We start from the raw sequence: 19,303 nt of genomic DNA on the forward strand, positions 1-19,303 counted from the left end.
AGCCACCGATCACGTGGCGTGATGGCGGTGGCCGGCAGAATCCGGCCACATGCCTTCGATCACCGTGCTCACGTTGAACGCCCACATGGGCTTCAACCTGTTCAACCGGCGCTTCGTCCTGCCCGAGCTGCGCGAGGCGATCCGCGCGGTCTCCGCCGACGTGGTGTTCCTGCAGGAAGTGATGGGCGAGCACGCGCTGCACGCCGCGCGCGTGCCCGGCTGGCCGGGCGCGCAGTACGAGTTCCTCGCCGACAGCCTGTGGCAGGAGCACGCCTACGGCCGCAACGCGGCCTACCCGCACGGCCACCACGGCAACGCGCTGCTGTCCAAGTTCCCGATCCTGTCGCAGGCCAACCGCGACGTGTCGGTGCGCGGGCACGAAGAGCGCGGGTTGCTGCACTGCGTGCTCGACGTGCCCGGCAGCGCCCTGCCCCTGCACGCCATCTGCGTGCACCTGGGCCTGCGCGAATCGCACCGCCGCCGGCAACTGCAGCTGCTGTGCGAGGAAGTGCGCGAGGTCCCCGACGCGGCGCCGCTGGTGGTGGCCGGCGACTTCAACGACTGGCGCGGGCGCGGCCACCGGATGCTGCGCGACTGCGGCCTGGTCGAGGCCTTCGAGGACGGGAACGGTCGCCTCGCGCGCACCTTCCCCGCGCGCCGGCCGCTGCTCCCGCTCGACCGCATCTACCTGCGCGCGGCGCGCGCGCTGCAGCCCGGCGTGCTGTCGCTGCGGCCGTGGACGCACCTGTCCGACCACGCGCCACTGGTCTCGGGGGTGGCCTGGTGAACGCCGGCGGCGATGCCCACCGCCTGCGCCTGCTCGAGAACGGCGAGGAGTTCTTCGCGCGCGTGAACGAGGTCGTCGCGGCCGCGCGCAGCGAGATCCTGCTGGAGACCTTCATCCTGTTCGAGGACAAGGTCGGGCGCGAGCTGCACCGGCACCTGGTCGCGGCCGCCCGCCGCGGCGTGCGCGTGGAGCTGACCGTGGACGGCTACGGCTCCCCCGGTTTCTCGCGCGACTTCGTGTCGGAACTGACCGGCGCCGGCGCGCGCCTGCGCGTGTTCGATCCGCACAAGCCGCTGCTCGGCATGCGCATGCACATGTTCCGGCGCCTGCACCGCAAGCTGCTGGTGGTGGACGGCGAACGCGCCTTCGTCGGCGGCATCAACTTCGGCGCCGACCACCTCGCGGACTTCGGCCCCACCGCCAAGCAGGACTACAGCCTGGAGATCGAAGGGCCGCTGGTGGCGACGGTGCGCGGGTTCATGCGCACCGCGCTCGACGGCGACGGCACCGGCGAGCGCTGGCGCCCGCCGCGCCACCAGCAGGACGACCCGGTGCGCTTCGTGGTGCGCGACAACCGCCGCCACTCGCGCGACATCGAAACCGAATACCGGCGCGCGATCCGGGCCGCGCGCGAGGAAGTGGTCATCGCCAACGCGTACTTCTTCCCAGGCTACGGCTTCCTGCGCGACCTGCGCCAGGCCGCGCGCCGCGGGGTGCGGGTGTCGCTGGTGGTCCAGGGCGAGCCGGACACGCCGCTGGCGCAGGTCGCCGCGCGCACGCTGTACCGGCACCTGGTGGAGGGCGGCGTTCGCGTGCACGAGTATTGCCGGCGCCCCTTCCACGGCAAGGTCGCGGTCATCGACGGCGAGTGGGCCACCGTCGGCTCGAGCAACCTCGACCCGTTGAGCCTGTCGCTGAACCTGGAGGCGAACGTGTTCGTGCGCGACCGCGCCTTCGCCGCCGACCTCGGGGCGCGCCTGCGGGCGCTGCTGGAACGCGACTGCCGCCAGGTGGACAAGGCGCGGATGCCGCCGTGGCGGCCCTGGCACGTGCTCACCCGCCCCCTGCTGTTCCACTTCCTGCGCCGCTTCCCGGACTGGGCCGGGTTGCTGCCCGCGCATACGCCGGCGACCACGGTGCTGCGCCCGGCCGACGGCGGCCGCGGCTGATGCGCGCGCGCCGCCCGTGGCTGCGCCGCGCCGTGCGCCTCGGCTCGTGGCTGTTCCTGGCGCTGGTTGCGTGGCTGCTGCTGCGCTACGCGCGCGGGGTCGACTGGCCCGCCGTCGGCGAGGCCCTTCGCGGCTACAACGCCGGGCAGTTGGCGCTGGTGGTCGCGCTGGCGTTGCTCAGCTACGCGACCTACGCCTGCTACGACCTCGCCGCGCGCCGCTACGCTGGCCACGCACTGTCCACGCGCCGGGTGCTGGCGATCGCCGCCACCTGCTACGCCTTCGCGCTCAGCCTGGGCGCGCTGGTCGGCGGCGCCGGCCTGCGCCTGCGCCTGTACGCCCGCTCCGGATTGCCGACTGCCTGCATCGGTCGCGTCGTCGCCTTCAGCGTCACCACCAACTGGGTCGGCTACATCGCGCTTGCCGGGGTGGTGTTCGCGGCCGGCGCGGTGGCGCCGCCGCCGGCCTGGGGCCTCGGCGGCGGCCTGCTGCGCGCGCTCGGCGTGGCGATGGTCCTGCTGGCGCTCGCCTACCTCGGTGCCTGCGCGCGCTGGCGCGGCCGCGTCTTCCACTTCCGCGGCCACCACTTCCGGCTGCCGACGCCGGCGCTGGGCGCCCTCCAGGTGCTGCTGGCCGCCGCGAACTGGTCGCTGATGGGCACGCTGGTGTGGCTGCTGCTCGGCACCGTGGCCTGGCCGCTGGTGCTGGCGACCCTGCTGCTGTCGGCGGTGGCGTCGGCGCTGGTGCACGTGCCGGCCGGGCTCGGCGTGATCGAGGCCGTGTTCCTCGCGGTGCTGGGCCCGCCGGGGCTCGGGCTGGTGGACGAACCGCGGCTGCTGGCCGCGCTGCTCGCCTACCGTGCGGTCTACTACCTGCTGCCGCTGTCGCTGGCGTTGGCCTTCTACCTCGCCTTCGAGGTCCGCGGCGGGCGCTCGCCGTGGCGGGCTACAGCCCGCTGACCTGGAAACGGTCGGCGTCGAGCATCGCCGGGAAGTGCTCGCGGTGCGCCTGCAGGCGGGCGCCGCTCAGGGTGGTGGTGGTGACCACCTCCATGTCGCCGCACTCGCTCACCGCTTCGCCGAGGAAGTCGATGATCGCGCTGTCGCCCGAGTAGGCGTGGCCGTTGCCGTCGGTGCCGACGCGGTTGAGGCCGGCGACGTAGCACAGATTCTCGATCGCGCGCGCGCGCAGCAGCGTCTTCCACGCGTGCGCGCGCACCGCCGGCCAGTTGGCGACGTACAGCGCGAGGTCGTAGTCGGGCTGCCCGGGGCGCTCGACGTCGAAGCGGTTGCGCGAGAACACCGGGAAGCGCAGGTCGTAGCAGACCAGCGGGCAGATGCGCCAGCCGCGCCAGTCCACGGTCAGCCGCGGCCCGCCCGGCGCATAGCGTTCGTGCTCGCGCGCGTAGCGGAACAGGTGGCGCTTGTCGTAGTGCCGCACGTCGCCGTCCGGGGTCGCGAACAGCATCCGGTTGTAGACCGAATCGCCAACGCGCAGCTGCACGCTGCCGGTCACGGCGGCATCGAGATCGCGCGCCTGGTCCCGCAGCCACGCGACCGTCGGGCCGTCCATGGTCTCGGCCGAGGCGATGGCCTCGTTGCTGAAGCCGCTGGTGAAGGTCTCCGGCAGCAGCACCAGGTCGGTGATGCCGCGCAGCGCCGAGACCAGCTGGCCGTAGTACTCGCGGTTGCCGGCCGGGTCGTGCCAGCGGGTTTCGCCCTGGACGAGGCTGACGCGGAGGTCGTTCACAGCTTGCGCAGCCTTTCGATGGCGGCATCCAGCGTGGATTCGCTCTTGGCGAAGCACAGCCGTGCCAGCCGCTGGCCCTCCGGCGGCCGCGCGTAGAACGGCGACAGCGGGATCGTCGCCACCCCGTGCTCGACGGTCAGCCAGCGGCAGAACTCCTGGTCGTCGAGGTCGCTCACCGCCGAGTAGTCGACCAGTTGGAAGTAGCCGCCCGGGACGTCGAGCGGACGCAGCTTCGTGCCCAGGAGCTGCTCGCGGAAGCGATCGCGCTTGGCCTGGTAGAACGCGCCGAGTTCCTCGTAGTGCGCGGGGTCCTCCGCGATCATCGTCGCGAACGCGTGCTGCGCCGGGGTGAAGGTGCAGAAGGTGTTGTACTGGTGCACCTTGCGGAACTCGGCTGTCAGCGCCGGCGGCGCCACGCAGTAACCGACCTTCCAGCCGGTGCAGTGGTAGGTCTTGCCGAAGCTGGAGACGACGAACGCGCGCTCGCGCAGCTCCGGATACCGCAGCGCCGATTCGTGGCGGCGGCCGTCGAATACGATGTGCTCGTAGACCTCGTCCGACAGCAGCAGGATGTCGTTGCCGCGCAGCAGCGCGGCGATCGCCTCCATGTCCGTGGCGTCGAGCATCGCCCCCGACGGATTGTGCGGCGTGTTCACCATCAGCAGCCGGGTGCGCGGCGTGATCGCCGCGCGCACCGCGTCCCAGTCGGGCGCGAAGGTTTCCGGGTCCAGCGGCACGTGCACCGCGGTTCCGCCGGCGAGTTCGATCGCCGGCTCGTAGCAGTCGTAGCACGGGTCGAGCACGATCACTTCGTCGCCGGCGTGCACCACCGCGGCGACCGCGTCGAGGATCGCTTCCGACGCGCCCGAGGTGACGGTGATGCCGGCATCCACGTCGGGACGGAAGCCGTAGCAACGTTCGGTCTTGTCGGCGATCGCGCGCCGCAGTTCGGGGATGCCGTGCGCCGCGGCGTACTGGTTGTGGCCGGCGCGCATCGCGCGCTCGAGTCCTTCCACCAGGCCCTGCGGCGGCGGGAAGTCGGGGAAGCCCTGGCCGAGGTTGACCGCGTGGTGCTCGGCGGCGAGTTGCGACATCACGGTGAAGATCGTGGTGCCGACCTTCGGCAACTTGCTCGACAGCCTGCTGACTGGCATTCCCCGGCTCCGCACGGTTTAGAATGGTGATGTTGTAACACGCCCCCTGCAGGAACATCGTGACCCGCCCGTCCCTCGCCGCGTCCCGCGTCGCCGACCTGGTCGAGGCCTACCTGGCTTCCGATTACCAGTGGGAGTTCGACGGCCGCTGGTACCCGCTGCAGCTGGGCGAGGTCGCCGCCGACGTCGAGGCCGCGTACCCGGACGGCACGTCGTCGGGGCTGCTCGCGGCATGGAACCCGTGCTCGATCGAACGCCCCGAAGCGGAGAACCGCCGCGCCGACGAGGAGCTCGCCGCGATCCTCGCGGACAGCGGCATGCCGCACCGCGCCGGCTTCAGCGCCGCGCGCAACCGCACCTGGCGCGAGCCGGGCTGGCTGGTGGTCGGCTTGCCGGTGGAACGCTTCGACGCGCTCGCCCGCCGCTTCGGCCAGCTCGGCACGCTGTTCGCCGCGCGCGGCGAACCGATGCGCCTGCGGATCTACCACGCGCGTCCCGCCGCGCTCGCCGCCGCGCCGCTGGTGGACTGGGTCGGATGACGACCCCGTTGCTGGCCGCCCACGGGCTGGCCTTCGCGCGCAACGAGCAACCGGTATTCGGGCCGCTCGACTTCACCGTGGAGCCTGGCGAGGCGCTGCTGGTGCAGGGCGGCAACGGCGCCGGCAAGACCACCCTGCTGCGGGTGCTCGCGGGGCTGCTGCGCGCCGACGCCGGCCGCGTCGAGATCGACGGCCGCGATGTCGATCCATCGCTGCGCGCGCGCGCGATCGCCTTCCTCGGCCACCTGCCGGCGCTGAAGGCCGACCTGACGACGCTGGAGAACCTGCACTTCCTGTGCGGCCTGCACGGCCGCCGCCGCGGCCAGCTCCCGGGCAACGCGCTGGCACTGGTCGGGCTGGCCGGCTACGAGGACGCGCTCGCGCGCCAGCTCTCGGCCGGGCAGAAGAAGCGCCTGTCGCTGGCGCGGCTGTGGCTGTCGCCGGCGCCGCTGTGGCTGCTCGACGAACCCTACGCAAACCTCGACCTGCAGGGCCTGGACCTGGTCAACCGCATGGTGCAGGCGCACCTGCGTTCCGGCGGCGCCGCACTGCTCACCACGCATGGCGCCTACGCCGCGCCGCCGGTGCGCACGCGCATGCTCGAACTGGGGGCATCGGAATGATCTGGCAGGCCGCGCGCGCGCTGGTGGTCCGCGACCTGCGCCTGCTCTGGCGCCGCCGCGGCGACGCGCTGCAGCCGGCGCTGTTCGCGGTGCTGGTCGTGGTGCTGTTCGCGCTCGCCATGGGCACCGACAAGGCTCGGCTGGCAAGCGCCGCCGGCGCGGTACTGTGGCTGGCGGTGCTGCTGGCCGGCCTGCTGTCGCTGGACTCGCTGTTCCGCGGCGACGCCGAGGACGGTTCGCTCGAGCAGTGGATGCTGTCGCCGGTGCCGTTGTCGTGGCTGGTGCTGGTGCGCACTGCGATGCACTGGGCGACGACGACGTTGCCGTTGATCGTCGCGACACCGTTGCTCGGCGAGCTGCTGTACCTGCCGCACGAACAGATGCGGGTGCTGCTGCTGTCGCTCGCACTCGGCACGCCGCTGCTGAGCCTGGTCGGCGCGGTCGTGGCCGCGCTCACCGTCGGCATGCGCCGCTCGGGCATCCTGGTCGCGTTGCTGGCCCTGCCCTTGTATGTCCCGGTGCTGGTATTCGGCGCCGGCAGCGTGGCCGCGGCCGCGCAGGGCCTCGACCCCACCGGCGCGCTGTTGCTGCTCGGCGCCGGGCTGGTGCTGGGCGTCGTGCTGGCGCCGCTGGCCGCCGCCGCGGCCATCCGCATCGCCACCTCTTGAGCCAGGTCATGTCGCGCCAACGACGGTTGCGCGACCCTATCCACCCGTCCCACAGGAGCATCACGCCATGATGAAGTTCCAGTCCGCCGCCCTCGCCGTCGCCTGCGCCCTCGCGCTGGCGGCCTGCGGCAACGACACCCCGCCCCCGGCCGAGCCCGCGGCGACCCCGCAGGCGACCGAGGCCGCCGACGCCGGCGCGCCGCCGGCCATGGAGCAGGAGGCCACCCCGGCCGCGACCCCGGCCCCTTCCGACACCGCCGCCCAGGGCAGCGATCCTGCGGTCGTCGCCGACTGCGCCACGACCATCGACAGCAACGATGCCATGCGCTACGACGCCGACTCGATCACCATCCCGGCCTCGTGCGACCAGTTCACCATCCGCCTGACCCACAGCGGCCAGATGCCGGTGGCGGCCATGGGCCACAACGTGGTGGTGACCAGCCAGGCCGACATGCAGGGCGTCATCGCCGAGGGCATGGGCGCCGGGCTGGACAACGACTACGTCAAGCCGGACGACCCGCGCGTGGTCGCCCACACCGACATGATCGGCGGCGGCGAGGACACCTCGGTGACCTTCGACGTGTCCCGGCTGCGCTCGGGCGGCCCGTTCGTGTTCTTCTGCAGCTTCCCGGGGCACGCCGCCCTGATGAAGGGCAGCATCGCGGTCGAGTAGCCCGCACCCGACCCGCAATGGGCGCGCGGGCGTGCCGGAAACGGTCGCCCGCGCGGCCCCGCATGAGACAATGGCGGCCATGAGCCCCGTCGTTCGCTGGTTCCACCAACTCGGCTCCCCGCCCTATTTCGACCGCTTCGCCGCGCGCTGGTCCCCGTGGGCCTACGCGATCGGCCTGGCGTGCATGGCCTGGGGGCTTTACGGCGCACTGTTCGTGGTCCCGCCGGACTACCAGCAGGGCGACAGCTTTCGCATCCTCTACATCCACGTACCCAGCGCCTGGATGAGCATGGCCGTGTTCGCGCTGATGGCGTTCTACGCCGCCATCGCGCTCGTCTGGCGGATCAAGCTGTGCGAGGTGCTGGCGATGGCCTGCGCGGCGCCGGGCGCGGCCTTCACCGTCGTCACCCTCGCCACCGGCTCGATCTGGGGCAAGCCGATGTGGGGCACGTGGTGGGACTGGGACCCGCGCCTGACCACCGAGCTGATCCTGCTGTTCCTCTACCTGGGCGTAATCGGCCTGTACCACGCCATCGACGACCGCCGCGCCGCGGCGCGCGCGGCCGGGCTGCTGGCGATCGTCGGCGTGGCCCTGCTGCCGGTGATCCACTGGTCGGTGGAGTGGTGGAACTCGCTGCACCAGGGCGCGACGATCAAGCTGTTCGGCGAGTCCAGCATGGACCCGAGCATGCTGCCGCCGCTGTGGTGGATGGTGCTCGGCACCCACGTCTGGTTCGTCGGCTCGCTGCTGGCGCGCGCGCGCGCCGACAACCTGCGCCGCGAGGCGGGCAAGGACTGGGTCGCGCGCATGGCCGGAGGTGCATCGTGAGCTACCAGGGCTACGTCATTGCTGCGTACGCGGTGTTCGCCGTGGTGATGCTGTGGGACCTCGTCGCCCCGCGCCTCGAGCTGCGCAGGCAGCTGCGCGCGGCGCGCCTGCGCATCGCCCGCCGCGAGGCCGCCGCCTCCGCCCCCGATCCCTCCGCGCCGCTGTCGCGCGACTGACCGGAGCACCCCATGCATCCCACGCGCAAACGCCGCCTGCTGCTGATCCTGGCACTGCTGGTCGCCGCCGGCATCGCCACCGCGCTGGTCGCGCTCGCCCTGCAGCGCAACGTGGCCTACCTGTACACGCCCTCGGAGGTGCTGTCCGGAGAGGCCGGCGAGCAGGCGCGATTCCGCCTCGGCGGCATGGTCGCCGACGGCTCGTTCGAGCGCGCGCCCGGTTCGATGCAGGCGCGCTTCGTGGTGGACGACGGCGACGCGCGCCTGCCGGTGGTCTACGAAGGCATCCTCCCGGACCTGTTCCGCGAGAACCAGGCGGTGGTCGCCACCGGCAGCATGCGCGACGGCGTGTTCATCGCCGAGCAGGTGCTGGCCAAGCACGACGAGACCTACATGCCGAAGGAAGTGGCCGACAAGATGGGCGAGGCGCACCGCAAGCACGACGTGCAGGTGCCGGCCGACGCCGCTGACGGCTCCGGCTCCGCGGAACCGCGCTGATGCTCGCCGAACTCGGCCAGGTGGTGCTGGTGCTGGCGCTGCTGGTCGCGGCGCTGCAGGCGCTGTTGCCGCTGGCCGGCGCCCAGCGCGGGCTGGCCGCGTGGATGGCGGTGGCGCGCCCGGCGGCCTATGCGCAACTGCTGCTGGTGGCGGCCGCGTTCGCGATCCTCACCGCGGCCTTCGTCGGCCAGGACTTCTCTCTCCGCTACGTGGCCGAGAACTCCAACTCGCTGCTGCCCTGGTACTACCGCTACACCGCGGTGTGGGGTGCGCACGAAGGCTCGCTGCTGCTGTGGGCGCTGATCCTGGCGCTGTGGACCGGTGCGGTGGCGCGCTTCTCGCGGCGCCTGCCCGCGGACGTGCTGGCGCGGGTACTCGGGGTGATGGGCCTGGTCTCGGTCGGCTTCCTCGCGTTCCTGATCTTCACCAGCAACCCGTTCGCGCGCCTGCTGCCGGCGGCGGCCGAGGGCCACGACCTCAACCCGCTGCTGCAGGACCCGGGAATGATCGTGCACCCGCCGATGCTGTACCTGGGCTACGTCGGCTTCAGCGTGCCGTTCGCGTTCGCGATCGCGGCGCTGCTCGGCGGCGAGGTGGATGCGCGCTGGCTGCGCTGGACGCGGCCGTGGACCAACGTCGCCTGGGCCTTCCTCACCGCCGGCATCGCGCTCGGCTCGTGGTGGGCGTACTACGAACTGGGCTGGGGCGGCTGGTGGTTCTGGGACCCGGTAGAGAACGCCAGCTTCATGCCCTGGCTGGCCGGCACCGCGCTGTTGCACTCGCAGGCGGTGACCGAGAAGCGCGGCAGCTTCGCCGGCTGGACCCTGCTGCTGGCGATCGCGGCGTTCTCGCTGTCGCTGCTGGGCACCTTCCTGGTGCGTTCCGGCGTGCTGACCAGCGTGCACGCGTTCGCCGCCGATCCCTCGCGCGGACTGTTCATCCTGGTGTTCCTCGGCATCGTCATCGGCGGCTCGCTGCTGCTGTACGCGCTGCGCGCGCCGGAAACCGACGCCGACGACCCGCGCCGCCGCTTCGCGCCGATGTCGCGCGAGACCCTGCTGCTGCTCAACAACCTGCTGCTCGCCGGCGCCTGCGCGATGGTGCTCATCGGCACCCTCTACCCGCTGCTGGCCGACGCCCTGGAACTGGGCAAGATCTCGGTCGGCCCGCCCTACTTCGCGCTGCTGTTCACGGTGCTGATGGCGCCGCTGGTGCTGCTGGTGCCGTTCGGGCCGCTGACCCGCTGGCAGCGCGAGCAGGCCTCGAAGCCGATGGCGCTGCTGCTGCCGTGGCTGCTGCTGGCGCTGGTGCTGGGGATCGTCGCCTTCGTGCTCGCGCCGCGCGGGGAATGGAAGGTCGCCGCCGGTGTCGCCGGCGCGGCGTGGGTCGGGTTCGGCACCCTGCGCTTCGCCTGGCAGCGCCTGCGCAGCCCCGGCGGGCGCATGACCGCGGAGATGCTCGGCATGGTGCTGGCGCATTTCGGCATCGCGGTATTCCTGGCCGGCGCGCTGCTGGTCGAAGGCCTGGGCCAGCAGCGCGAACTCGCGCTGGCGCCGGGCCAGCAGGTCGAGCTCGGCGGGCATGCCTTCCGCTTCGAGCGCGTCGAAGAACGGCGCGGCCCGAACTACCTGGCCGAGTACGGCACGGTCACCGTGCTGCACGACGGCCGCGAGCTCACCACCCTGCACCCCGAGAAGCGCCGTTACGCCAGCGGCGGCCAGGTGATGACCGAGGCCGGTCTCGATGCCGGCTTCACCCGCGACCTGTACGTCGCGCTCGGCGAGGACCTGGGCAACGGCAGCTGGGCGCTGCGCGTGTACACGCGGCCGTTCGTGCGCTGGATCTGGATCGGCGCCGCGCTGATGGCACTCGGCGGGCTGGTCACCGCGACCGACCGCCGCTTCCGCCGCGAACCACGGAGGACCGCGTGATGGCCGCTTCCAGACTCGGCCGCTGGCTGCCCCTGCTGGTGTTCGCCGGGCTCGCGCTGCTGCTGGCCGCCGGCGTCTGGCTCAGCCGCAATCCGAACCGCGAGGCACTGCCCTCGCCGCTGATCGGCAAGCCGGCGCCGGCATTCGAGCTGCCGGTGCTGCACGAGCCCGGGCGGCTGGCGACGCTGGACGAGCTCAAGGGCGCACCGTTCGTGATGAACGTCTGGGGCAGCTGGTGCGTGTCCTGCCGCGCCGAGCATCCCGTGCTGACGAAGTTCGCCGAGAGCAAGCGCGTGCGCGTGGTCGGCTACAACTGGAAGGACGAGCACGCCGACGCCGTCGCCTGGCTGGAGCGTTTCGGCAACCCGTTCTGGCTGGTGGTGGTGGACTACGAAGGCCGCTACGCCATCGACTGGGGCATCTACGGCGCACCGGAGACCTACCTGGTGGACGCCGACGGCATCATCCGCTGGAAGCACGTGGGTCCGCTCACCGACGCGGTGGTCGAAGGCGAACTGCTGCCCGCGCTGGCGAAGCTGGAGGTGGCCGGATGAACCGTTGCTCCGCCGTCCTGCTCGCGCTGCTGCTTGCGTTGGTCCTCGCCCCCGCTCCCGCGCTGGCCCAGGCCGGCAGCGACCCGGCCCCGCTGGTGTTCCGCGACCGTGCCGAGGAGCAGCGCTTCCACGCCCTGGTCGCCGAGCTGCGCTGCGTGATGTGCCAGAACCAGTCGCTGGCCGACTCGGACGCGCAGATCGCGCACGACCTGCGGCGCGAGGTGCTCGGGTTGATGCGCGAAGGCCGCAGCGACGCCGAGATCGAGCAGTTCCTGGTCGCGCGCTACGGCGAGTTCGTGCTCTACCGTCCGCGGGTGGAATCCAGGACCTGGCTGCTGTGGTTCGGGCCGCTGCTGCTGGTGCTTGCCGGTGGCCTGGTGGTGTGGCGCGTGGTGCGCCGGCATGCGGGGCGCGAGCCGCTGCCCGACGACGACGGGCAGGAGTGGTGATGGGCCAGCCGATGCTCGTGTTCGCATTGCTCGCCGCGGTCGTCGCAGTGGCGGTGCTGGCCTTCGTGCTGCGCCCGCTGTGGCACGGGCCCGGCTCGCGGATCGCGCTCGGTGGGCTGTTCGCCGGGCTGCTGCTGGCCGCCTTCGCGCTGTACCGGCTGGTGGGCACGCCGCTGGCGCTCGACCCGGCCGTGCGCGAGCCGCCGCAGACGCTCGAGGCCGCGATCGCCCAGCTCGAGGCGCAGCTCGAGCGAGAGCCCCAGGCGATCCAGGGCTGGCGCCTGCTCGGCCGCGCGTACGCCGCTGCCGGCCGGCCCGACAAGGCCCGCGACGCCTTCGGCGAGGCCGCGCGGCTGGCCCCGGACGAACCCGACGTGCTGGTGGAGGCCGCCGAAGCACGCGCGCTGGCCGCGCCGGAACACCGCTTCGATGCCACCGGCACCGGCCTGCTCGAGCACGCGCTCGAGGTGGACGCGACCCACCAGCGCGCGCGCTGGTTCCTCGGCATCGCACGCCGCCAGGCCGGCGACGCCGCCGGCGCCGCGCGCACCTGGGAGCCGCTGCTGGCGCAGGTGGATGCGCGCACCGCGGCGCCGCTGCGCGAGCAGGTGGATGCCGCGCGCGCGGATGCCGGCCTGCCGCCGCTGCCGCCATTGCCGCCGACTGAAGCTGCTTCCCCGGGGGTTGCGCTGCAGGTCCGCGTTTCGCTCGCGCCGGCCCTCGCCGAACGCCTGCGCGACGAAGCCCATCCCGATGCCGCGGTGTTCGTCTACGCGCGCGCCGCCGGCGGACCGCCGATGCCGGTCGCGGCCGAGAAGCACGCGATCGCTGAGTTGCCGTTCACCGCCACCCTCGACGACGCCGACAGCCTGATGCCGACGCAGAAGCTGTCCGACCTGAAGGAGGTCGAGATCGTCGCCCGCCTGTCGCGCGACGGCACCGCCAACCCTGGCGCCGGGGACCCGGAATCGGCCCCGGTCCGCGTCGTCCTTCCCGCGGAACAGCCGGTCGAGGTCGTCATCGCGGATCGCTGAGGCCCCGTAGAATCAGCGGATGACCGAATTCATCCCGCCCGGCACGCGCTGGATCGAACTCCCCTCGCCCTTCCCGATGAAACGCGGCGGCGCGCTGCACGGCGCCCGCGTCGCCTACGAGACCTGGGGCAGGCTCGACGCCGCGCGGAGCAATGCGCTGCTGATCCTGCCCGGCCTGTCGCCCGACGCGCACGCCGCGCGCAGCGAGGCCAACCCCGCCGACGGCTGGTGGGAGCAGATGGTCGGCCCCGGCAAGGCGATCGACAGCGAGCGCTGGTTCGTGGTCTGCGTCAATCCGCTGGGCAGCTGCAAGGGCTCCACCGGGCCGGCCTCGGTGGATCCTGCCACCGGCGCACCGTACCGCCTGGCGTTCCCGGATCTCTCGATCGAGGACGGCGCCGACGCGGCCGCGCACGTGGTGCGCGCGCTCGGCATCGACCGGCTCGCCTGCGTGGTCGGCAACTCGATGGGCGGGATGACCGCGCTGGCGCTGCTGCAACGGCACCCGGGCATCGCGCGCGCGCACCTCAACATCTCCGGCGCAGCGCACGCGCTGCCGTTCTCGATCGCGATCCGCTCGCTGCAGCGCGAGGCCATCCGCCTGGACCGCAACTGGAACGACGGCAACTACGACGAGGAGCGCTACCCGGACTCGGGCATGCGCATGGCGCGCAAGCTCGGCGTGATCACCTACCGCTCGGCGCTCGAATGGGACGGCCGCTTCGGCCGCGTGCGCCTGGATTCCGACCGCCGCGACGACGAGGATCCGTTCGGCCTCGAATTCGAGGTCGAGAGCTACCTGGAGGCGCACGCGCGCCGCTTCGTGCGCAACTTCGACCCCAACAGCTACCTGTACCTGAGCCGCTCGATGGACTGGTTCGACCTCGCCGAGTACGCCGACGTGCCCTGCGCCGACCAGGCCGGCGACGTGCTCAGCGCGCTGTCCGCGATCCGGCTGGAGCGGGCAATGGCGATCGGCGTGGCCACCGACATCCTGTTCCCGCTGCAGCAACAGGAGCAGATCGCCGAGGGCCTGCGCGCCGGCGGTGCCGAGACCGGCTTCCTGCCGCTGGAGTCGCCCCAGGGCCACGACGCCTTCCTGGTGGACTTCGGGCGCTTCGACCCGGCCGTGCGCGGCTTCCTGGCCACCCTGTAGGAGCGGCGCTGGCGCCGCGACCCGCGCCGGACGCTAGAATCAGGGCATGAGTTCCCACAGCACCTGCGCCCCCGACCTCGACTTCCCCGGCCGCGACAAGCTCGTACGCGCCATCGACGGCGCGGTGGCCAGCGGCGACCAGCACGCCATCACCGCCGCCCTGCGCGGCGTGCTCTGCGGGCTGATCCGCGACCGCGACGTGCGCCTGCCCGACTGCGTGCACGAACCGGTCGCCGACCACTACGCGCGCCGCGAGCTGTACCGCAGCCCGGAGCACGGCTACAGCGTGGTCGCGATGACCTGGGGTCCCGGCCAGGGCACGCCGATCCACGACCACTGCGGCCTGTGGTGCGTGGAAGGGGTCTGGGACGGCGAACTCGAGATCACCCAGTACGAACTGCTCGAGCGCGAGGGTGAACGCTTCCGCTTCCGCGCCGCCGGCGGCATCCACGCCGGGCCGGGCAGCGCCGGCAGCCTGATCCCGCCGCACGAGTACCACGCCATCCGCAACGCCAGCAGCGATGCGGTCGCGATCTCGCTGCACATCTACAAGGCACCGATGGAATCCTGCGCGATGTTCGTGCCGGACCATGGCGAATGGTTCGAACGCGCCGCCAAGGCGCTGCCCACGGACGCCGTCGGGGCGGGCCGGTGCTGACCGACCTGCTGCTCGCCATCGCCCACCACCTGCTGGTGTTCACGCTCGCGGCGATGCTGGTCGCCGAAGCGGTGCTGCTGCGCGGGCCACTGGACGCCGACACCCTGCGCCGCCTCGCCAGGCTCGACGCGGGCTACGGCATCAGCGCCATGCTGCTGCTCGCCGCCGGCCTCGGTCGGGTGTTCCTGGGGGTGAAGCCGAGCGCCTGGTACCTGCACAACCCGTGGTTCCACGCCAAGCTCGGCGTGTTCGTGCTGGTGGCGCTGCTGTCGATCCTGCCGACCGTGCGCTTCCTGCGCTGGCGCAAGGCGCTGGCGGCCGACCCGGGCTTCCTGCCGACGGCGGCCGAGCAGTCACGCCTGCGCGGCATGCTGCGGCTGGAACTGGTGCTGCTGGCTGCGATCTTCGCGCTGGCCGCGGCCATGGCCCGCCATGGCGGGTTCTAGCGCCGTACGAGGCCGGCCGCCGTATAATTCGCGCCCGCGCCGGAGTGGCGGAACGGTAGACGCAGCGGATTCAAAATCCGCCGATGGCGACATCGTGAGGGTTCGAGTCCCTCCTCCGGTACCAGGCGGGATCCCGCGAGGAAGTTCCGACAGGGCCGCGTCCTGCGGCCCCCGCGACCGCAAAGCTGCCAGGGGGGACAGGCGGCACGCGTTGTCGGCGGGGTGAGTCTCGCCCCGCGCCCCTGCGAAGGCTGTAGGGGAAGTCCGAATACGGGGTAGGAACGGAACCCGTCATGTCCACGGCCACCACCCGCGCCCGGTCCGCGCGTAGCGGTCGGCCGCGCGCTCGAAGCGGTTGCGGGCGCTGACGCCGCCGCACAGCAGGTAGGCCGGCAGGAACAGCGGGCCCAGCACCATCGCCTGCAAGACATGCGCGCGCTCGTGGTCGCAGAGCAGGATCGCCGGCTCGTCGCCCTCGCCCGCCATGTGCGCGTAGGTCAGGCACGGCGTGGCCAGGTCCTCGCCGGTGTGCAGGATCACGTTGCCGAGGGTGAGCGCGCCACCGGGACCCCAGGGGACGCCATGGAACACCAGTGCCAGGTCGCCGCGGCGCAGCGTCGCGCGGGCGCCGAAAGCGACGGCGGCGGCGCCGGCCAGCAGGCCGAGCAGCGTGTTCGGCGCCGTCCACAGAATGCCGAGCGCCAGCAGCGCGCGGCGCACCGGCGTCAGCTGCCCTCTTCGGGCATCAGCAGCCACAGGATCAGGTACACCAGGATGCCCGGGAACGCGACCGAGGCGATCGACACGACCACGTAGACGATGCGCAGCAGCGTCGCGTTCCAGCCGAAGCGCTGGGCGATGCCGCCGAGCACGCCGGCGAACCAGCGGTCGGTGCGGGAGCGGGTGAACGGGCGGTGCTCTGCCATCGGGACCTCGTCAGGGCTTGGGGATGCGCAGGGTCTTGCTGATCATCAGCGACCCGGACACAGCGTAAACCAGCACCAGGGGATGCAGCAGCCAGGGGCCGATGCGCAGTTCGCCGAACCAGAGGTCGGGCCCGAGACGACCGGCCCAGGCCGCGACCGCAAGCAGCGCCACGATGAGCACGCTGGTCGGAATCGGCGTGCCTTCGAAATGCTTCACCTTGCCCTCCGCGCCCGACAGCGACTCGGCGGTGACGTTGTAGCGCGCCAGCCGGCTGACCCCGCAGCACACGAAGTACGACAGCACCAGCCAGTCCCAGCCGCCCTGCAGCCCGCAGGCGTAGCCCAGCGCCGCTGGCGCCAGGCCGAAGGAGATGACGTCGGCCAGCGAGTCGAGCTCGCGGCCCAGGGTCGAGGCGACCTTGCGCCAGCGCGCGATGCGGCCGTCGAAGGCATCCAGCACGAACGCCAGCGGGATCAGCGCCATGCCCCAGAGCAGGTCGCCGACCTGGCCGTCCTGCAGGTAGCGCATCGCCGCGAACACCGCGCCGGTGCCGCAGAAGGCGTTGCCCAGCGTGAACCAGTCCGCGAGCTGGAAGTCGCGGAGCATCGAGAAGTGGCGCGGGCGCGGCGAACGGTCGCTCATGCCGGCATAGCATGGCACCAACGGCGTGAACCCGTCACCGGCCGGGCCGGCGGCGGCCGCGCTACCCTAGCGGCCATGGCCGCGCGCAAGATCATCCACGTCGACATGGACGCGTTCTATGCGTCGGTGGAACAGCGGGACGACCCGGCGCTGCGCGGGCGCCCGGTGGTGGTGGCCTGGCGCGGGAAGCGCTCGGTGGTGTGCGCGGCCAGCTACGAAGCGCGCCGGTTCGGCGTGCGCTCGGCGATGCCGGCGATGCGCGCCGGGCGCCTGTGCCCGCACGCGGTGTTCGTGCCGCCGGACTTCACCCGCTACAAGGCGGTGTCGCGCCAGGTGCACGGGATCTTCTCGCGCTACACCGACGCGATCGAGCCGCTGTCGCTGGACGAGGCCTACCTCGACGTCAGCGACAACCGCGCCGGCCTGCCTTCGGCCACCGCGACCGCCGAGGCGATCCGCGCCGAGATCCGTGCCGAGACCGGCCTCACCGCATCCGCCGGCGTCGCGCCCAACAAGTTCGTCGCCAAGATCGCTTCCGACTTCCGCAAGCCGGACGGCCTGTTCGTGGTGCGGCCGCGGCAGGTGCAGGCCTTCCTCGCGCCGCTGCCGGTGGGCCGCCTGCCCGGCGTCGGGCGGGTCATGGAACGCAAGCTCGCCGACATGGGCCTGGCGCTGGTCTCGGACCTGCGCAACTGGAGCGTCGAAGACCTCGAGCGCCGCTTCGGCCGCTGGGGCCGGCGCCTGCACGAGCTGTCGCTGGGCATCGACGAACGCCCGGTGGTCAGCGAGCGCCCGACCTTGCAGATATCGTGCGAGGACACCTTCGAGCACGACCTGCTGCTGGAGGAGCTGGAGCCGGCGATCCGCGAGCTCGCCGGCAAGGCCTGGGAGGGCTACCTGCGCGAACGCGCGCGCCGCCCCGAACGGGTCGCGCGCACCGTGGTGCTGAAGCTCAAGACCGCCGAGTTCCGTATCCTCACCCGCAGCCTGACGCCGCCGCTGCCGCCCGCCGACGCGGCCAGCGTCGCGGACATCGCCTGCGCGCTGCGCGACCGTGTCGGCCTGCCCTCACGCACCCGCTACCGCCTGGCCGGGGTCGGCCTCGGCGGCTTCGCCGACCGCGACGAGTTGATCGCGCAGCCGGAATTGTTCACCGTACCGGCATAGCCGCACGCAAAGGAGCTGCCCTTGCGCACGACCCGCCGCCTGCGCGCCGACCGCCCGGCGTCGCCGGCGCTGGAACCGGGGATCGCCGCGATCCGGCGCGAGATGGGCCTGCCCGACGCGTTCCCGCCGGAGGTCGAGGCGGCCGCGCGCGCCGCCGCCGCCAGACCGCGCCTGCCCGCGCTCGACCGCACCGACCTGCCGCTGGTGACGGTGGACCCGCCCGGCGCGATGGACCTGGACCAGGCACTGCACGTCGAGCGCGACGGCGACGGCTACCTGGTGCACTACGCGATCGCCGACGTCGGCGCCTTCGTGCGCCCCGGCGACCCGGTGGACCTGGAGGCCAACCGTCGCGGCCAGACCCTCTACGGCGCAGGCGACAGCATCCCGCTGCACCCGATGGTGTTGTCCGAGGACGGCGCCTCGCTCCTGCCGGGCCGCGAACGCCCTGCGCTGCTGTGGACGATCACCCTGGACCGGATCGGCGAGGGCGTCGCGGTGGACGTGCGCCGCGCGATGGTGCGCAGCCGCGAACGCTTCGACTACGCCGGCGTCCAGCGCGCGATCGATGCCGGCGAGGCCGGTTCGATGTGGCAACTGCTGCGCGAGGTCGGCGAGCTGCGCATGCAGCGCGAACGGCGCCGCGGCGGCGTCAGCCTGCCGCTCCCGGACCAGGAGATCCGGGTGGACGGCGAGCGCTGGCGGCTGGAGTTCCGCGCGCGCGAGCCGGTCGAGGACTGGAACGAGCAGGTCTCGCTGCTGACCGGGATGGCCGCCGCGCACCTGATGACCCTGCACGGCGTCGGCCTGCTGCGCACGCTGCCGGAGGCGGACCCGCACGCCCTGGAGCGCCTGCGCCGCACGGCGCGTGCGCTGGCGATCGACTGGCCGCGCGAGCGCCCCTACCCCGACTTCATCCGCTCGCTCGACCCGCGGGACCCGGCGCACGTGGCCATGCTGGTGTCGGCGACCACGGTGCTGCGCGGCGCCGGCTACGCCGCGTTCGAGGGCGCGCTGCCGGAACACCCGATGCACGCCGCGCTGGCATCCACCTACACCCACTGCACCGCGCCCCTGCGGCGGCTGGTGGACCGCTACACCGGCGAGCTGTGCCTGGCGCTGTGCGCCGGCGAGGCGCCGCCCGCCTGGGTGCTGGAGGCGCTGCCGGGCTTGCCAGGGACCATGGCCGAATCGGACCGCCGCGCCGGCCGCTACCAGCGCGCGGTGATCGACCTGGCCGAGAGCCTGGTGCTGGCACGGCGCACCGGCGAGCGCTTCCGCGCCAGCATCGTCGAGGTCGAGCGCCGCGACCCGCGCCGGGGCACCATCATGCTGCACGCCCTCGCGATCGAGGCGCGGGTGGAAGCGGAACACCCCTTGCCACTCGGCGAGAACGTGGATGTCGAACTGGTCGAGGCCGATCCCGCACGCCGCCGGATCCGGTTCCGTAGCGCATGAAAAAGGCGGGCCCGGG

General features: G+C 72.6%; 24 protein-coding genes and 1 tRNA gene. 20 read left to right on the plus strand and 5 right to left on the minus strand.

Annotation, left to right across the window (positions count from 1 at the left end; all coding sequences use genetic code 11):
- Nucleotides 1-49 precede the first annotated feature (49 nt).
- From E4F25_RS03540 to E4F25_RS03550, 3 genes are read left to right on the plus strand one after another with little or no spacing between them, the layout of a single operon-like run.
- Nucleotides 50-787, plus strand: coding sequence for an endonuclease/exonuclease/phosphatase family protein (locus E4F25_RS03540; protein ID WP_140908855.1), 738 nt, complete (start codon nucleotides 50-52; stop codon nucleotides 785-787).
- Nucleotides 784-1,956, plus strand: a complete 1,173-nt coding sequence (gene clsB, locus E4F25_RS03545) for a cardiolipin synthase ClsB (protein WP_246069724.1) — start codon at nucleotides 784-786, stop codon at nucleotides 1,954-1,956. The genes E4F25_RS03540 and clsB overlap by 4 nt, the downstream gene beginning before the upstream one ends.
- A complete protein-coding gene (locus E4F25_RS03550; protein WP_140908856.1) occupies nucleotides 1,956-2,915 on the plus strand; it encodes a lysylphosphatidylglycerol synthase domain-containing protein in 960 nt (319 codons plus the stop codon). The genes clsB and E4F25_RS03550 overlap by 1 nt, the downstream gene beginning before the upstream one ends.
- Here E4F25_RS03550 and E4F25_RS03555 read toward each other — a convergent pair.
- Both E4F25_RS03555 and E4F25_RS03560 read right to left on the minus strand, forming a co-directional pair.
- Nucleotides 2,902-3,705 (minus strand): amidohydrolase, encoded by an 804-nt coding sequence (locus E4F25_RS03555; RefSeq protein WP_140908857.1) that lies wholly within the window; start codon nucleotides 3,703-3,705, stop codon nucleotides 2,902-2,904. The two genes, E4F25_RS03550 and E4F25_RS03555, sit on opposite strands and share 14 nt — an antisense overlap.
- Complete coding sequence (locus E4F25_RS03560) at nucleotides 3,702-4,859, minus strand: pyridoxal phosphate-dependent aminotransferase (protein ID WP_140908858.1); 1,158 nt, start codon at nucleotides 4,857-4,859, stop codon at nucleotides 3,702-3,704. Before E4F25_RS03560 ends, E4F25_RS03555 begins: the two co-directional genes overlap by 4 nt.
- 59 nt (nucleotides 4,860-4,918) lie before the next feature.
- On the opposite strand from E4F25_RS03560, the gene E4F25_RS03565 reads away from it, so the two are divergent.
- From E4F25_RS03565 to E4F25_RS03635, 15 genes are all read left to right on the plus strand, one after another.
- On the plus strand, nucleotides 4,919-5,398 hold the full coding sequence (locus E4F25_RS03565; RefSeq protein WP_181168191.1) for a DUF3293 domain-containing protein: 480 nt from the start codon (nucleotides 4,919-4,921) through the stop codon (nucleotides 5,396-5,398).
- Nucleotides 5,395-6,021, plus strand: coding sequence for a heme ABC exporter ATP-binding protein CcmA (ccmA, locus tag E4F25_RS03570; protein WP_140908860.1), 627 nt, complete (start codon nucleotides 5,395-5,397; stop codon nucleotides 6,019-6,021). The genes E4F25_RS03565 and ccmA overlap by 4 nt, the downstream gene beginning before the upstream one ends.
- Nucleotides 6,018-6,689, plus strand: a complete 672-nt coding sequence (gene ccmB, locus E4F25_RS03575; protein WP_140908861.1) for a heme exporter protein CcmB — start codon at nucleotides 6,018-6,020, stop codon at nucleotides 6,687-6,689. The genes ccmA and ccmB overlap by 4 nt, the downstream gene beginning before the upstream one ends.
- Nucleotides 6,690-6,756: 67 nt before the next feature.
- Nucleotides 6,757-7,362, plus strand: coding sequence for an azurin (gene azu / locus E4F25_RS03580; RefSeq protein ID WP_246069726.1), 606 nt, complete (start codon nucleotides 6,757-6,759; stop codon nucleotides 7,360-7,362).
- 79 nt (nucleotides 7,363-7,441) lie between these two features.
- Nucleotides 7,442-8,191, plus strand: a complete 750-nt coding sequence (ccmC, locus tag E4F25_RS03585) for a heme ABC transporter permease CcmC (protein WP_140908862.1) — start codon at nucleotides 7,442-7,444, stop codon at nucleotides 8,189-8,191.
- Nucleotides 8,188-8,367, plus strand: coding sequence for a heme exporter protein CcmD (gene ccmD, locus E4F25_RS03590; protein ID WP_140908863.1), 180 nt, complete (start codon nucleotides 8,188-8,190; stop codon nucleotides 8,365-8,367). Before ccmC ends, ccmD begins: the two co-directional genes overlap by 4 nt.
- A gap of 12 nt (nucleotides 8,368-8,379) precedes the next feature.
- The gene (gene ccmE, locus E4F25_RS03595) at nucleotides 8,380-8,865 is read left to right on the plus strand and encodes a cytochrome c maturation protein CcmE (RefSeq protein WP_140908864.1); all 486 of its coding nucleotides are present in this window, start codon (nucleotides 8,380-8,382) and stop codon (nucleotides 8,863-8,865) included.
- On the plus strand, nucleotides 8,865-10,796 hold the full coding sequence (locus E4F25_RS03600; RefSeq protein ID WP_140908865.1) for a heme lyase CcmF/NrfE family subunit: 1,932 nt from the start codon (nucleotides 8,865-8,867) through the stop codon (nucleotides 10,794-10,796). Before ccmE ends, E4F25_RS03600 begins: the two co-directional genes overlap by 1 nt.
- A complete protein-coding gene (locus tag E4F25_RS03605; RefSeq protein WP_140908866.1) occupies nucleotides 10,796-11,350 on the plus strand; it encodes a DsbE family thiol:disulfide interchange protein in 555 nt (184 codons plus the stop codon). The genes E4F25_RS03600 and E4F25_RS03605 overlap by 1 nt, the downstream gene beginning before the upstream one ends.
- Nucleotides 11,347-11,799, plus strand: a complete 453-nt coding sequence (locus E4F25_RS03610; protein WP_140908867.1) for a cytochrome c-type biogenesis protein — start codon at nucleotides 11,347-11,349, stop codon at nucleotides 11,797-11,799. The genes E4F25_RS03605 and E4F25_RS03610 overlap by 4 nt, the downstream gene beginning before the upstream one ends.
- An 11-nt stretch (nucleotides 11,800-11,810) precedes the next feature.
- Nucleotides 11,811-12,833, plus strand: coding sequence for a tetratricopeptide repeat protein (locus E4F25_RS03615; protein ID WP_140910307.1), 1,023 nt, complete (start codon nucleotides 11,811-11,813; stop codon nucleotides 12,831-12,833).
- A gap of 19 nt (nucleotides 12,834-12,852) precedes the next feature.
- Nucleotides 12,853-13,989, plus strand: a complete 1,137-nt coding sequence (gene metX / locus E4F25_RS03620) for a homoserine O-acetyltransferase MetX (protein WP_140908868.1) — start codon at nucleotides 12,853-12,855, stop codon at nucleotides 13,987-13,989.
- Nucleotides 13,990-14,035: 46 nt separating this feature from the next.
- Entirely contained in the window at nucleotides 14,036-14,647 is a 612-nt protein-coding gene (locus tag E4F25_RS03625) for a cysteine dioxygenase family protein (RefSeq protein WP_140908869.1), read from the plus strand.
- A complete protein-coding gene (locus E4F25_RS03630) occupies nucleotides 14,641-15,093 on the plus strand; it encodes a DUF2214 family protein (RefSeq protein WP_246069730.1) in 453 nt (150 codons plus the stop codon). The genes E4F25_RS03625 and E4F25_RS03630 overlap by 7 nt, the downstream gene beginning before the upstream one ends.
- Before the next feature lie 38 nt (nucleotides 15,094-15,131).
- Nucleotides 15,132-15,217: transfer RNA gene (locus E4F25_RS03635), tRNA-Leu, on the plus strand.
- 167 nt (nucleotides 15,218-15,384) lie between these two features.
- Here E4F25_RS03635 and E4F25_RS03640 read toward each other — a convergent pair.
- The 3 genes from E4F25_RS03640 to E4F25_RS03650 are packed head-to-tail and all read right to left on the minus strand — an operon-like array spanning nucleotide 15,385 to nucleotide 16,662.
- A complete protein-coding gene (locus E4F25_RS03640; protein ID WP_407062802.1) occupies nucleotides 15,385-15,813 on the minus strand; it encodes a hypothetical protein in 429 nt (142 codons plus the stop codon).
- 5 nt (nucleotides 15,814-15,818) lie between these two features.
- Complete coding sequence (locus tag E4F25_RS03645; RefSeq protein WP_140908872.1) at nucleotides 15,819-16,019, minus strand: PspC domain-containing protein; 201 nt, start codon at nucleotides 16,017-16,019, stop codon at nucleotides 15,819-15,821.
- Nucleotides 16,020-16,029: 10 nt separating this feature from the next.
- On the minus strand, nucleotides 16,030-16,662 hold the full coding sequence (locus tag E4F25_RS03650) for a CDP-alcohol phosphatidyltransferase family protein (RefSeq protein ID WP_181168192.1): 633 nt from the start codon (nucleotides 16,660-16,662) through the stop codon (nucleotides 16,030-16,032).
- A gap of 75 nt (nucleotides 16,663-16,737) precedes the next feature.
- On the opposite strand from E4F25_RS03650, the gene dinB reads away from it, so the two are divergent.
- Together dinB and E4F25_RS03660 are read left to right on the plus strand one after the other, a co-directional pair.
- Nucleotides 16,738-17,829 (plus strand): DNA polymerase IV, encoded by a 1,092-nt coding sequence (dinB, locus tag E4F25_RS03655; protein ID WP_140908873.1) that lies wholly within the window; start codon nucleotides 16,738-16,740, stop codon nucleotides 17,827-17,829.
- A gap of 21 nt (nucleotides 17,830-17,850) precedes the next feature.
- Nucleotides 17,851-19,287, plus strand: coding sequence for an RNB domain-containing ribonuclease (locus E4F25_RS03660; RefSeq protein WP_246069732.1), 1,437 nt, complete (start codon nucleotides 17,851-17,853; stop codon nucleotides 19,285-19,287).
- Nucleotides 19,288-19,303 lie beyond the last annotated feature (16 nt).

The organism is Cognatiluteimonas lumbrici, from assembly GCF_006476065.1.
Lineage (GTDB): Bacteria > Pseudomonadota > Gammaproteobacteria > Xanthomonadales > Xanthomonadaceae > Cognatiluteimonas > Cognatiluteimonas lumbrici.

What these genes read in the sequence shown, in the direction of transcription:
- E4F25_RS03540 (WP_140908855.1), top strand. Translation starts at nt 50, where the DNA reads ATGCCTTCGATCACCGTGCTCACGTTGAACGCCCACATGGGCTTCAAC.
- ccmB (WP_140908861.1), top strand. Translation starts at nt 6,018, where the DNA reads ATGATCTGGCAGGCCGCGCGCGCGCTGGTGGTCCGCGACCTGCGCCTG.
- E4F25_RS03615 (WP_140910307.1), top strand. Translation starts at nt 11,811, where the DNA reads ATGCTCGTGTTCGCATTGCTCGCCGCGGTCGTCGCAGTGGCGGTGCTG.
- E4F25_RS03600 (WP_140908865.1), top strand. Translation starts at nt 8,865, where the DNA reads ATGCTCGCCGAACTCGGCCAGGTGGTGCTGGTGCTGGCGCTGCTGGTC.
- ccmA (WP_140908860.1), top strand. Translation starts at nt 5,395, where the DNA reads ATGACGACCCCGTTGCTGGCCGCCCACGGGCTGGCCTTCGCGCGCAAC.
- E4F25_RS03625 (WP_140908869.1), top strand. Translation starts at nt 14,036, where the DNA reads ATGAGTTCCCACAGCACCTGCGCCCCCGACCTCGACTTCCCCGGCCGC.
- E4F25_RS03645 (WP_140908872.1), bottom strand. Translation starts at nt 16,019, where the DNA reads ATGGCAGAGCACCGCCCGTTCACCCGCTCCCGCACCGACCGCTGGTTC.
- dinB (WP_140908873.1), top strand. Translation starts at nt 16,738, where the DNA reads ATGGCCGCGCGCAAGATCATCCACGTCGACATGGACGCGTTCTATGCG.
- ccmC (WP_140908862.1), top strand. Translation starts at nt 7,442, where the DNA reads ATGAGCCCCGTCGTTCGCTGGTTCCACCAACTCGGCTCCCCGCCCTAT.
- azu (WP_246069726.1), top strand. Translation starts at nt 6,757, where the DNA reads ATGATGAAGTTCCAGTCCGCCGCCCTCGCCGTCGCCTGCGCCCTCGCG.
- ccmE (WP_140908864.1), top strand. Translation starts at nt 8,380, where the DNA reads ATGCATCCCACGCGCAAACGCCGCCTGCTGCTGATCCTGGCACTGCTG.
- E4F25_RS03650 (WP_181168192.1), bottom strand. Translation starts at nt 16,662, where the DNA reads ATGAGCGACCGTTCGCCGCGCCCGCGCCACTTCTCGATGCTCCGCGAC.
- E4F25_RS03605 (WP_140908866.1), top strand. Translation starts at nt 10,796, where the DNA reads ATGGCCGCTTCCAGACTCGGCCGCTGGCTGCCCCTGCTGGTGTTCGCC.
- metX (WP_140908868.1), top strand. Translation starts at nt 12,853, where the DNA reads ATGACCGAATTCATCCCGCCCGGCACGCGCTGGATCGAACTCCCCTCG.
- E4F25_RS03560 (WP_140908858.1), bottom strand. Translation starts at nt 4,859, where the DNA reads ATGCCAGTCAGCAGGCTGTCGAGCAAGTTGCCGAAGGTCGGCACCACG.
- E4F25_RS03550 (WP_140908856.1), top strand. Translation starts at nt 1,956, where the DNA reads ATGCGCGCGCGCCGCCCGTGGCTGCGCCGCGCCGTGCGCCTCGGCTCG.
- E4F25_RS03610 (WP_140908867.1), top strand. Translation starts at nt 11,347, where the DNA reads ATGAACCGTTGCTCCGCCGTCCTGCTCGCGCTGCTGCTTGCGTTGGTC.